Source organism: Marinitoga sp. 38H-ov (assembly GCF_011057715.1).
Taxonomy (GTDB): domain Bacteria; phylum Thermotogota; class Thermotogae; order Petrotogales; family Petrotogaceae; genus Marinitoga.
On sequence record NZ_LNGH01000032.1, the window covers coordinates 1 to 12,897 of the forward strand.

A 12,897-nucleotide genomic window follows, 5' to 3' on the forward strand; every position below is an offset into this window, starting at 1 on the left:
TTTTCAACATTTTATTTTTTTGGCCCATTTTTCAATTATAATTTGGCTTACTTTTGAGTTGCAAAATACAAAGATAGGAGGTAAATAATAAAACTCAATCAAATATAGATAAATAAATACATAAAAACAATATCTAGCTCTTTTAAAAGTAAAAAGAGAAAGGTAGTGTTTTCAAAAAAACTAAGAAAAAACGAGTTTCAGGAGGCTAAGAATATTTCTTTGAAGAGGAGGAACCTTAGAAATATCAGAAATAATGGACTTAGGCCTTCCTTTCTTAGAATTGAAGATATTGTCATCATAACCAGAATCTTCATATTTTTTAACCCATTTATGTAAAGTGTGAGATGAAGGAATCATATAGCAATATCGGATAAAGACTTATCAGAATTAAGATATTCTTTAACAACTTGAAGTAACCGAGAATACTTATTTCTATTTTTCATAACAAACACCCCTTTCATTCCTTTAGTTTACTGATATCATTTTCTTATTTTTTCTCCAAATATTCCATGGGGTGATTACGACGATATAAAAACAGTAATAGAAGAAATGAAAAAGCTAATAAGTTCAATACCGTATAATCTACATCAAAAAGAAGAAAGGTATTATCATTCATTGATATACACAATATTAGCAATGACAGGATTAAACGTAAGAGCAGAAGAAATGACAAATTTAGGAAGAAGCGATATTGTAATAGAATTTAATGAAAAGGTATATATAATTGAAGCAAAATTAGACAAAAGTGCAGAAGAAGCAATAAAACAGATAAAAGAGAAGAAATACTATGAAAAATACAGAGGAAAAGAAATATCTCTCATAGGAATAAATATAAGTTCGGAAAAAAGAAATATTGATGATTATATTATAGAAAAATAATAACCCTGACCGTTTTAACTTGTCAGGTTATTTTAATTTTTATACACTCAGAAACTTCTCAATAATAGAATCAAGAAAAGCTCTTTCATTATCTTCAAAAGAGTAATAGCCTAAAGCAACTCTTTTTTGACCAAGGCCATATTTAATTGAAAAATTTTTGATTTTTCCTTTAGGATAAGGCGTAATAGGCCATTTGATATCGTATCTAACAGCACTTCTTAAAAACGCATCAAAGATTTTCATTTCCTCATCGTTGAGCTCAAAATAGTGAATAACAAACTCCTTAAAATTCTTCACATTCTTAAACAGCTCGGTGATGAGGTTTTTTCTCGCTATGAAAAATGGAGATACACCAGATTTTATTTCTTCAAAATCCACAGGATTCATTAGCCTTTTCTCAGCTTCTTTAACATTAAACTCAGAAAGCATTAAGTTAAAAAAATACATCTTCTCATAATCCCTTGAAAAGTATTTAATGATTTTATCTTTATCTCCTTCAAAAATCAATCTTAAAATACGACTCTTTGTAAAATATGGTTTTTCTATTAATGCTGTATATGTTGCGAAAAATAATTCCGGTATTTTTGTTTCTTTTTGATTTTTAAATTTAACAATATTTTCTTTGAATATCTTTTTTGTTTCTCTTTTAAATTCTTCTGAATAAAAACTTCTATTAAATTTCTTATCTATATTTATTTCATTAAAAAACTCTTTTAAGCCATTTACTATATTACATACTTCCGAAATCCCTGGATCATTATTAATTCTTCTAACTTCAAAAATTGTATCCAACCAGTTGTATATTTTAGATAAATTCTCAAAATAATAACCAATATAATATTCAAGTAGATTAACAACTATTAAAGCCTTTTTTTTGTTTTCATATCTTATCCACCAGGATGCGGAATTCAGTCCAGCACATATCATAGTAGGATGTGGAAACTTCCTTGCAAGAAAGTACCCTTCTATAAATAATTCATATGCTTTGTTGTAATTTTCTTTTTTTATTTTCTTTCTTGCTACTGAATATTTTAACAGTGATTTTTGTGCATCACTTTTTTCGTATTCTTTGCTCCAATATCGACAACCACTATCAGTTATGAATTTATAAAATCTGGATTCTATGTATCTTATAGTAGGAATTATTATTTTTCGAGATTTTTTGTTAAGATGAGGGATTTCATTTTTAATTCTTTCTAATTCTTCATTAGCTTTTTTTATTTTTTGATTATTAAATAAAATACTTATTTTTTCAAGAGTTGCGAGAGCTTTTAAAATTGTAGTAGTAGTAGTAGTAGTTAATTCAGCATATTTATATGCTTCTCTATAATTAAATTTCCATATATTTTTTAAACATAATAAATAATATTCAATTGTTTTATCTGTACAATCAAGCAAAATATAATTTACAATAGGTTGTGCATATGCACCATATTCGATAATATCAATTAAGTCATTTAAATTAAGACTCACAAAAAACACCTCTTAATCGAATTGTAGCAAAAACGTAATTATTTTTTATAAAATTCCAATTATTAAGTTCAGATTACATACTGTAACAATATGTAACGATAAATATCTAAAACATTGATTAATTGCTATTTTCAGCATATGAACAAAACGTTTCTAAACAGTAACAAAAAGCATGTTGTTTTTCTACCTTCTAAAACAAAGAAATAATCATAATTTTAGAAGTCAAAAAAACACTTGCAAGTCATATGGAAACTGGTATAATTCATCGTAAGGGGTGAGATAGTGAAAAAAATAATTTTATTATTTATTTTGTTTATAATGATTTTTTCAATAGTTTTTGGTGGAGATGAAAAAAATAACTCAACCACTCATTCAACCAATCCTCAAATTCAAACTGAAGTTTCTGAGTAATTAAAAAACGCTTTTACAATTTTTTATTATAAAGATTATACCAAAAATTTTTTAGATTAAATAATATTTAAGATTACAAAAAAGAAAGGGGGTGAAAAAATGTTATTTATATTCAAAAAAAATAAAAAAAATAAAACAGCATCAATTTCAGTTGGTTTAGTAGTATGTGTTGGAGTATCAGGTCAAATAAAAGGATGGACTATTTAAGATCACGGGGCTGTAAAAGCACTTTTTCCATCTAAAATCAAAAAAGGAGTGGCAATGGTAATGATTAAAGTTGAAAATCTTGTAAAGATTTATGAAAATAAGAAGAAAGCACTGGATAATATAAATTTTGAAATAAATAAAGGAGAGATTATAGGACTTGTTGGTAGGAATGGAGCTGGAAAAACAACTTTGATGAAATGTATGTTGGGATTGTTAAAATTTCAAAATGGTAATATATATATTAAAGGATACAATATAAAGGATTCTTTTGAAAAGATTAATAAAAAAATAGGCTTTTTATTGAGACCAGCATTTTATGATCATTTAAACGCATATGAAAATCTAAAGATTGTTAATATCTTATTGGGTAAAAAAAATAATAAGATTATAGATGAAGTTTTGAATTTTGTTGGATTATATGATGTAAGATATAAAAAAGTGAGATCATATTCTTTTGGTATGAAGCAAAGACTTGGAATTGCAAGAACGCTTATAGTTGAACCAGAAATTTTGATTCTTGATGAACCGCTTGTGGGATTAGATCCTGTTGGAGCAATAGAAATGAAAAATAAAATAAGACAATTTGCCAAGGAAGAAGGAAAAACAGTTTTATTTTCCTCACATTTATTAAACGATGTTGAAGAATTGTGTGATAAGGTTGTTATGCTTGAAAACGGAAAAATTATAGCGAATGATACTTTAGAAAATATAAAAAATAGAAAAAAATATATTTTAAAAATAAAAGGTAAAGTTAATTTGGATATTGGTTCAGATGTGAAAGTTTTTTATAAAAACGATAGAACATATGTAATAATCCAGAATAAAAAGGATATTGATAAAATACTATATAATATTTATAAAAATAATTATAAGATTGAGGATATAGAGGTAGAATCATTTAAATTATCAAAACTATTTGAAGGAGTTGAAAATTATGAATAACCAATATCTTAAATCTTTTTCAATATATTTTTCTTCTACCGTAATCTTTTCCTTATATCTTTTATTTATTAAAAACTTATCTGTTGTAAGAGTTTCTACTATTTTAATGTATTTTATATTATATTTATTAATTCCTACAATAGCAATTATTTTTTCCACTTTAGTATTGGAAAAACATAGATATTTAATAAATGAGATCTTTGGTTTTATAACATTTTTAATAAATGGAATAATCTCTGATAAAATGTGGATTATAGAAAAATTCATTGATTTCGCTGAAAAAAGTGGAACTATAAATATAAGCATTTCTTATAATATCGGTATAAATAATATGATGGGTTTTATATTAATAGTTTTATGGATATTAATGGTTACTCATTATACAGAAAAAATCAGATTTAAGAGGAGTATGAAAAATGAGGACAATAATTTTTGAATTATATAACCTTGTTAAAAGGCGAGAAACTTTTTTAATGGTCATTCTTACAATAATAATTTCATTATGGATTCCATGGTCATTAAAAAATATGCCAGATTTTTGGAGTTTTCATGGGAACAATCTTGAAGAAGGTCGATACATTTGGATTGATATTCAAAAGTTTTCACATGTATGGTATATATATATAGCTTCATTTGGAATGTTTCTATATCCTTTATATGGAATATCAATTGGAGAAATTGTAAATGAAATAAAATATAAAAGGATTCATACGGTTTTAATATATACTGGAGATAGAACTAAATATATGGATTATAGATTTTTAGCCGAATTTATTTTGCTTTTATTTATAATAGTAGGTAATTTAATGTTCTTGTATATTGGGTGGAGATTAAATATTAGTAATAATAACCAGGAGTTAAATGTTTTAAATATTACATATATTTTTGTTTCTATATTTTTTGGAACTTTATTAATGATGAATATAAGTAAATATTTTTCATTAAAATTCTTTGATGTAGTAAAATCATATTCTACATCACTTATATTATTTATCTTACTTATATATTTGTCCTTTACATCAATAGGTAAGTTTTTTCCGTTTTTTTTATATGGAAAAGAGTTTGAAAAAATATTATACAAGGGAATTTTTGAAAAAGATTTATTTTTACAAATTTTAATAGGTACTTTTTGTATTATTTTAGTTTTAAATATTTTTTCAAAAAAACACTTGAAAGACTTAGACTTGTAAGGTGGGAGATATATGTGGAAACAGATAAAGTATCATTTATATATACTTTTAAATAGAAAAAGCACAAAATGGGGATTTTTCATATTTTTTTCAATACCGTTAATCTTTTATATATTTTTTTTATTGGGGATTTCAAAAATTACTTCAGCAAATGGTTCGGCGTTTCCGTTTTTTGTAGGTTTTTTAGTTTTGTTGTATTTTATATGGAGATCCTTTCTTATACCTGTTTTTCTAGTTATTTCAACCAATTGGCATAAAGAGTTTATAAATGGATTGCATGAAATATCTTTTGTATATTTTAATGATAGAAAAAAATTTATTATAGGTTTAATTATTAGTCAAATGATAATATTCTGTTTGTATTTTATTTCATTTACAATTGGATTTATAATTTATTGGTTATTATTAAATAAATTATATTCATTTGAAATAATTTATCCTTCTTTTAATGATTTTTTAGAAGCCCTACCCATTTTATTGATTTATTTATCTTATAGCTTTTTTGAAATATTTCTTACTAATTTATTCAGTTTAAAGTTTGATACGTTTAAATCTGTGTTATATAATATATTTATTTTTGTATTATTTTCGTTCCTTGGAACAGATAAAAAAATCCTTTTTATACCTTTTTCTTTTTTTAACAATGTAGAAAAATTTTATTCTGATAATCTATTTTCTTTAAATCATTTTATTGTTATGATAATATATTCTATTATTTTAGTTTTTATATTAATAAAATTACTGAATAAAAAGGATATAAATTCTGACTATATTGAATAATAAATCTATTGTATGGAGGGAAAATTATGTTAAGATTTTCAAATGAAGTCAAAATTCACAAAGTAAAAGAAATAAAAATGTTGTTAAATTTTAAAAATGGAACAATTATCGGTTTGGATAAAGATGGTGAGCGTCTTGTAGAAAAAATTAAAAATGAGAAGTTGACTAATTTTAATAATATTAATTCTAAGGAAAAAGAGTTATTGGATATTTTAAAAGAAAATGATTTTTTTGATGATAATAAAAATAATAAGAATGTAGAAAAAGAAGAAATCAATTTTTATATACATGTTATTGGAAAATGAAATTTAAATTGTAAAGGGTGTTATTATACCCAGTATAATAATATAAATGAAAAAGAAATTTTAAGTTTAAAAGATTATCAAAAAATAAAAGATTACATGGTATTATTTCAGGTGGAGAGCCTTTTTTAAGAGAAGACTTGTTAGATATCTTAAAAAGTGCTAGAAATACGTTTGATAAAATTACAATTCTTTCTAATGGAACTTTAATTAATGAAAGAAATACTAATGAAATAAAAAAGTATGTTGACGTCATAAGTATATCAATAGATGGTTTTAATAAGAATAATAAAACATTTATTAGAGATGAATGGATCTATAATAAAATTTTAGAAACTATAAATATATTAAAGAAAAATAAAATAAATATGCATTTTATTTTTACATTATCAAAATTAAATTTTAAATATTTAAAGGAATATATAAAATTTAGTGAAAAATATAAAACTCCTTTTAATTTTAGTATTCTTACTGTTTCTAAAGAAAATAATTATAAAAATATTATATTAAATTGTAATGAACTACAAGAGATTTTATTAAAAAATTTTTCTATGATAGAAAATTTTAAAGATTTTTATATTTCACCAGAGCTGTTATTAAGAAAAGATTGTGGAGCCGGAAAAACAATTTTTAGTTTAAACGAATATGGCGATTTATTCCCCTGTCATATGTTACATTTTGAAGAATTTAAATTAGGAAATGTTTTATATGAAAATTTAAAAGATATTTTTAATAAAAAATCTATCCAGAAATTTTTAAAGTTAAATGTAGATGATATAGAATGTAAAAATTGTGAATATAAATATTTTTGTGGTGGTGGATATAGGGCTAGGGCTTTTTATGTTAATAAAAACATTGAAACTAAAGATCCATATTGTAGTGTATATATAAATTTTTATGATAAAATATTTTATGAATTGTCAAAAGCAGGTGAAGAATAATGATTTATAAAGTGGTGAAAAAAAAAGATTTTTTCTTTTTTTGAAAAAAATAAAGATTATTTGATTGAATTAATAACACTTGTTATTTTACCTATGATTTTTTTGATTATTTCGATGTTATTGACAATAATACTTTTAGATAAATTGAATATATCCAATAATATTATAATATTTTTTTTAAATTATTTCTTTCCATTATTTATATGTTTATTTATAATTCCAATTATTATTTTAAAAAAACAGGAAAAAAAGTTGGAATATAATGAAATTTTAAAAATAAATATAAGACAAACTAAAAATAAAATATCATTATTATTATTAATTACAGTGCTAATAATTATGTTTAATTTTAATAAAATAGGGAACTTTAATATTATGATATTTTTTATTATAGCATTTTTTGAAGAATTTTATTATAGAGGCGTAATTTACTATAAAATAAAAAAAATTAATCTTTCTATTTTTAGTCAAATATTATTAAATGCAATTTTCTTTACATTTATAGCTCATAACGCAAGAAGTGATATAAGTTCCTATATATATGTATTCAACGCTGGGATAGTATTAACTTTTTTCCGATATTATTTTGATGACCTTTTAATACCTATTTTATATCACTGGATTTATAATTTGATAACAATAATATCTAAATAGTTAAAAAATAATAGGAGGAATAATATGGGACTCACAATAACCATTGAAAAAAAACCTTTAAAAAGCGGGAAAAAAAGTAAACTAAATCAATTTTTGATAAAACCAAATAGAAAGGTATTTTTAACCTCATATGTTTTTTCAATAATCTCAGCGGTACTAACAATTTATTTAATACTTCTGGAAAAAGATATGATAAATTATCTTATATCAAAAGAATATGAAGCATCAATAAAAATAATATACTCTATTCTATTATTTGGTGTTTTAGAACTGTTTTTTGAATATTTGAGAAATATATTTACAGGTAAAACAGTTGAAAAAATAGTTAAAGATTTAAGAAATAATGTTCCGCAAAAATTACTTTTTTCAGAATATTCTTATTTAGAAAGAAAAAAAAGTGGGGATATTATCTCCATAATTTCAAATGATATAGAACTAATTAGAGATTTCTTAAAGCAATATGTTGGAGAATTATATTATCAGATAAGTATTTTCTGTATAGCGCTATTTTTTGCAGCTAAAATGGACATAAAGATGACATTAATGTCTTTTATTATAATTCCAATTGGATTTATAATTTTGCTTGTTATTAGTTTGCCGATAAAAATTTATACAGCAGCGCAACAGGCAATGTTTGGAAAAGCAAATATAATTTTTTCAGAAGCTATAAATGCAATGGATGTATTAAAGGTTTTTAGAATAGAAAAATTTTTTTGGAAAAAGTTTAAAGAAAATCTAAAATCTTATTTTAGAAGTTTTATGAAAAGCAGTATATTTGAATCATTATTATTTCAAATAAATATAATTATTATCTTTCTTCCTTTAATGGCAATATTCTGGTATGGTGGAATGAGGATTATTAATGGAAATATGACATTTGGGGAATTAATAGCTTTCTTACAATTTATAATAATTTTCTTATTACCTCTTAACTTCTTTTCAAATTATACCTCAACACTTAGAAAAGCAGAAGCAGCAATAGATCGTATTGAGGAAATAATCAATTTAAAAGAAGAAGAAAGTGGAAATGAAATAATGATTTCACCAAAACATGAGTATGATATAGAGTTTATAAATGTTGATTTTAAATATCCTGATACAGAAAAATATATTTTAAAAAACTTTAATTTAAAAATAAAAAAAGGAGAAAAAGTCCTTATTTTAGGAAAGAACGGTATAGGGAAGTCTACAATTGCAAAATTAATTATGGGATATTATAAACCTATAAAAGGAAATATAAAAATTTTCGGAGTAGATATTAATAAATGGAATCTAAGAGAATTAAGAAAAAAAATATCTTTTGTCGATCAACATAGTTATATTTTTCCTGAAAAAATAATAGAAAATATAAAATATGGAAACTACAATAACAATAATGAAGAAAAAATTCATAAAATTATACAATTATCAAAAGTAAATGAATTTATAGATGCCATATCAGTTGGTGAAAAAGGAAAAAAAATCTCCGGGGGGCAAAAACAGCGTATTGCAATTGCAAGGGCTATGTTTAAAGATGCTGAAATAGTTATTATGGACGAACCATTTTCATCTCTTGATGAAAAAACAGCAAAAGAAGTATTTAAAAATATTATGGAATATTTCCGGGATAAAACGATATTAATGATTACTCATAAAATTCCTGAAGAAAAGTATTTTGATAAAATTATTAAGCTGAAAAATGATAGTATGCTCGAGGAGGAAATTTTATGAAAATAAGTAGAATTTATTCATTTATGTATAGCAATGGTGGAAATAAAATAATGTTTATAATATATACAATATCCTTGCTATTAATTGCTTCTCAGAATTTTCTTTTTAATTATTTTGTGGCAATGGGTTTGAAGGATATTGTAGATGGTTTACTTCAGAAAAATTTAGATATGTTCTATTCTGGATTTATAAATGTAATAGAAGCTCTTTTAATGCTTGTTTTAATTCTCGGGATTTTTTCTTATCTGTTTTTTCTTATAGTTCAAAAAACATCTGATATAATTAGGGAATATTTTTTCAAAAAAGTACTAAAAATGCCTTATAATGAGTTTGAAAAGTTTAGCAGCGGGGAAATACTGTCCCGTTACAATAATGACATTATGAATATTAAATCTGTTTTTTCTAATTATATATTAAACTTTTCGATGGCTATTATAGGGGCGATTGGTGGAGCTATCGTTATTTTTAACATAAATAAAATATTATTTTTCTATATAGTGAGTATAGGCTTATTAAATCTGTTGTTAAATTCTGTTTTTATAAAAAAAATGAAGAGAATAAATCATAATATCCAAATTGAAAATTCAAAATTAGCTCAATACGTTTCAAATATATTATCCGGTATTAATATAATAAAAGGTTTTACAATAGAGGATATAATATTGAATAAAGTAAAATCAACTAATAAAAATTACTTTGATTATTCAATGGAAAAAGTAAAAAGTGAAACATATATTAATTTAATAAATAACGCTTCAAATTATATCGAATTTATAGGACAATTTGTACTTGGAGGTTTTCTTATAATGCATAATTCTTTAACCTTTGGAGAACTTATGGCTTCAGTTCAGCTTGCAAGACCTGTAGTTGAGTTCTTTAAATCATTAAGTACATTTTTGTCCCAATTAAAGTCTGTAGAAGCTTCCTATGAAAGAATATTTGAAATTTTAGATGAACCAAAAGAAGAATTGAATGACGAGATATTCTTATTATCTGATGCAAAAAAATTACCAAAAGATATTAATTATAAAAATACAGCAATCGAGTTTAAAAATGTTAGTTTTTCATATAACAATGAAAAGCCAGTTCTTGAAAATCTTTCTTTTAAAATAAAAAATGGAGAAAGAGCTTTAATAATAGGTAAAAGCGGAATAGGAAAAAGTACAATTTTTAAACTTCTCTTAAAATTCTATATCCCCCAAAATGGAAATATAAAAATTTTTGGAAAAAATATAGAAGAATATGATGTAGATGAAATAAGAGATTTGATTACATATGTGCCTCAAGATTATAAACTATTTAACGATACAATTTATGAAAATATAAAGTATGGCAATCTTAATGCAACTGATGAAGAAATAATAAATGTTGCAAAATTAACTAACGCACATCAATTTATAGAGAAACTTGAAAAGGGATATGATACAGTCATTGAAGAAAACGGAAAAAATTTATCAGGGGGGCAAAAACAAAAAATAGCTATTGCAAGAGCTTTATTAAAAGATGCACCAATTTTATTATTTGATGAAATAACAGCTTCTTTAGACAAAGAAACAAAAGAAATTCTAATAGAAACACTGAAAAATATTCCTAAAAATAAAACAATATTAATAATATCTCATGAAGAATTCCTTCCGGATAACCTAATTGATTTAAGAATAGATTTGAATGGTACAGATAAAATTGTCAGTTTGAAATAAACTAAAATCAAATGAGGCAATAAGCCTCATTTGATTTTATATGGTATAATTGAAGTGGATTTGGAAAAAGTGAAAGCTTTTTCGAAAGCTTTTAATAATTAAAATCTTAAAAAATAATTTTATTTCCTCCCGGAGGTACGTATGTTATGAAGCGATTCTGTACATCAGGACCTGTTAATAAAAAGACATGTTATTATGTGGAAAGACCAGATATAATGTAAGAAGTGCTTGATCATATAGAAAACAGGAGATATTTTACAGTATCAGCTTCGAGACAAACGGGGGAAACACATTTTTAAGAGATATAGTTGAAAATATAAAGGATAAATATTTAACGATATTTGTTTCATTTGAGAGTTATGAAGAAAAAGATAAAAAGGATTTTCTTGAAACATTCGTTGAAGACATTGAATTATCCTTATTAAAAATATATGGTACTGCGGATATAAAAATAAAAATACCAAAAGATATAAGCAAGATAAGAAAAATGATAAGAGAAATATATCTGGAATCAAAAAAAGAAATAGTATTAATGATAGATGAATTTGAAAAGTTAGACGAAAAGTTGATGAATCAATTTTTATATGTAATAAGAAGTATATATCACGACAAAGAAATATATGGATTAAGAAGCGTAATCTTAATCAGTGTAAGTTATTTAAGCGGAGTGCTTGAAGACAATGCAAGTCCGTTTAACATAGCGGAACACATGGAAGTGCCATACTTTACAAAGGAACAGGTATATGATCTACTCCCACAATACGAAAAAGAAACAGGACAGATATAAGAATCTTTCAATAATATCATCAAGCAATTCTCTTTCAACATCCTCAAAAGAATAATAGCCTAAAGCAATGTGTTTATAACCAAACCCATATTTAATGGCAAAATCACTTTTAGTATACAATATACACTTTAGCTTAAATTATTGCAGCAACGTTCTTTGTTGCAGAAGGGGAAAGTTTGTCTGAATAATCCAAAAATTATTTTTAACCTATTTTTCATTTAAAACTCTTGACTTTTTAGAGAATACACCCTAATTATTTATTTTTTTTGGAAGATCTATAGTGTAAACAAAATAATCCATTATAAATTTAAAAGACCAAATATTTATGAACTGTCGATAAGTAAAATACAAAAAATAACCATAAATATAAAATACAACACCATATAAAAAAATAGAAATTATAAAATTTTTAAACTTTCTTTTCTTCTTTTTCGTTTCAATATATTTCTCTCTGATTACTGCAATTATTATAATCATAATACAGGTTAATAAAAATTTAAGAGAAATAATAGAAGGATATTTAAATGTAAAAATAATTTTTGAAGTCAAAAAACTTGAAATCATATACCAATAAAAAAACATTCATAAATAGTAAATAATATTATCTCTTTATCTTTCTTATCTAATGAAAGTAATTTTTTAATTTCAATCACCTCATCTAGTATATAATATTTTTTTGAATTCCATTGTATTGGTTCACGATAAACACCATCTACAATGTACATTCTATCCCTTCTCTTCAAAGAAATATTATTAATTAGCCTCCTGAATCTTGTTTTTTCTTAGTTTTTTGAAAATACTATCCTTCTCTTTTTGCTTTTAAAAGAGCTAGATATCCTGAGTTTGACAGTATTTTTTTCAATAAAGCTTGAAAAAGCGGAATTATTCTAAAAAACAGCCATTGTTAACTTTTTATTAAAT

12 protein-coding genes and 2 pseudogenes are annotated in these 12,897 nt (G+C 23.7%); 12 read left to right on the top strand and 2 right to left on the bottom strand.

Going from position 1 to position 12,897, the window contains the following annotated elements; all coding sequences use genetic code 11:
• Positions 1 to 525: 525 nt before the first annotated feature.
• Positions 526 to 879 (top strand): annotated as a pseudogene (locus AS160_RS08820) (PD-(D/E)XK nuclease domain-containing protein); the annotation flags it as partial.
• Positions 880 to 918: 39 nt separating this feature from the next.
• Here the strand turns inward: AS160_RS08820 and AS160_RS08825 are convergent.
• Complete coding sequence (locus tag AS160_RS08825) at positions 919 to 2,352, bottom strand: hypothetical protein (RefSeq protein ID WP_165147860.1); 1,434 nt, start codon at positions 2,350 to 2,352, stop codon at positions 919 to 921.
• Positions 2,353 to 2,634: 282 nt separating this feature from the next.
• Between AS160_RS08825 and AS160_RS11540 the strand changes: the two genes are divergently transcribed.
• From AS160_RS11540 to AS160_RS08875, 11 genes and pseudogenes are all read left to right on the top strand, one after another.
• A complete protein-coding gene (locus AS160_RS11540) occupies positions 2,635 to 2,763 on the top strand; it encodes a hypothetical protein (RefSeq protein WP_277601304.1) in 129 nt (42 codons plus the stop codon).
• Positions 2,764 to 3,030: 267 nt separating this feature from the next.
• Complete coding sequence (locus AS160_RS08830) at positions 3,031 to 3,912, top strand: ABC transporter ATP-binding protein (RefSeq protein WP_165147862.1); 882 nt, start codon at positions 3,031 to 3,033, stop codon at positions 3,910 to 3,912.
• On the top strand, positions 3,905 to 4,348 hold the full coding sequence (locus tag AS160_RS08835; RefSeq protein ID WP_165147864.1) for a hypothetical protein: 444 nt from the start codon (positions 3,905 to 3,907) through the stop codon (positions 4,346 to 4,348). Before AS160_RS08830 ends, AS160_RS08835 begins: the two co-directional genes overlap by 8 nt.
• The gene (locus tag AS160_RS08840) at positions 4,329 to 5,102 is read left to right on the top strand and encodes a hypothetical protein (protein WP_165147866.1); all 774 of its coding nucleotides are present in this window, start codon (positions 4,329 to 4,331) and stop codon (positions 5,100 to 5,102) included. The genes AS160_RS08835 and AS160_RS08840 overlap by 20 nt, the downstream gene beginning before the upstream one ends.
• Before the next feature lie 12 nt (positions 5,103 to 5,114).
• Positions 5,115 to 5,882, top strand: a complete 768-nt coding sequence (locus AS160_RS08845; RefSeq protein ID WP_165147868.1) for a hypothetical protein — start codon at positions 5,115 to 5,117, stop codon at positions 5,880 to 5,882.
• A gap of 26 nt (positions 5,883 to 5,908) precedes the next feature.
• Positions 5,909 to 6,187 (top strand): hypothetical protein, encoded by a 279-nt coding sequence (locus tag AS160_RS08850; protein WP_165147870.1) that lies wholly within the window; start codon positions 5,909 to 5,911, stop codon positions 6,185 to 6,187.
• 95 nt (positions 6,188 to 6,282) lie between these two features.
• Positions 6,283 to 7,125, top strand: a pseudogene (locus tag AS160_RS11635) (SPASM domain-containing protein); the annotation flags it as partial.
• 60 nt (positions 7,126 to 7,185) lie between these two features.
• Positions 7,186 to 7,779 (top strand): CPBP family glutamic-type intramembrane protease, encoded by a 594-nt coding sequence (locus AS160_RS08860; protein ID WP_165147875.1) that lies wholly within the window; start codon positions 7,186 to 7,188, stop codon positions 7,777 to 7,779.
• A 24-nt stretch (positions 7,780 to 7,803) separates the two neighbouring features.
• A complete protein-coding gene (locus AS160_RS08865; RefSeq protein WP_165147878.1) occupies positions 7,804 to 9,489 on the top strand; it encodes an ABC transporter ATP-binding protein in 1,686 nt (561 codons plus the stop codon).
• On the top strand, positions 9,486 to 11,189 hold the full coding sequence (locus AS160_RS08870; RefSeq protein WP_165147881.1) for an ABC transporter ATP-binding protein: 1,704 nt from the start codon (positions 9,486 to 9,488) through the stop codon (positions 11,187 to 11,189). Before AS160_RS08865 ends, AS160_RS08870 begins: the two co-directional genes overlap by 4 nt.
• Before the next feature lie 337 nt (positions 11,190 to 11,526).
• Positions 11,527 to 11,976 carry an AAA-like domain-containing protein gene (locus AS160_RS08875; RefSeq protein WP_241244255.1) on the top strand — a complete coding sequence of 150 codons (450 nt, stop codon included), beginning with the start codon at positions 11,527 to 11,529 and terminating at the stop codon, positions 11,974 to 11,976.
• Between the two features lie 560 nt (positions 11,977 to 12,536).
• Here AS160_RS08875 and AS160_RS08880 read toward each other — a convergent pair.
• The gene (locus tag AS160_RS08880; protein ID WP_165147884.1) at positions 12,537 to 12,701 is read right to left on the bottom strand and encodes a hypothetical protein; all 165 of its coding nucleotides are present in this window, start codon (positions 12,699 to 12,701) and stop codon (positions 12,537 to 12,539) included.
• Positions 12,702 to 12,897 lie beyond the last annotated feature (196 nt).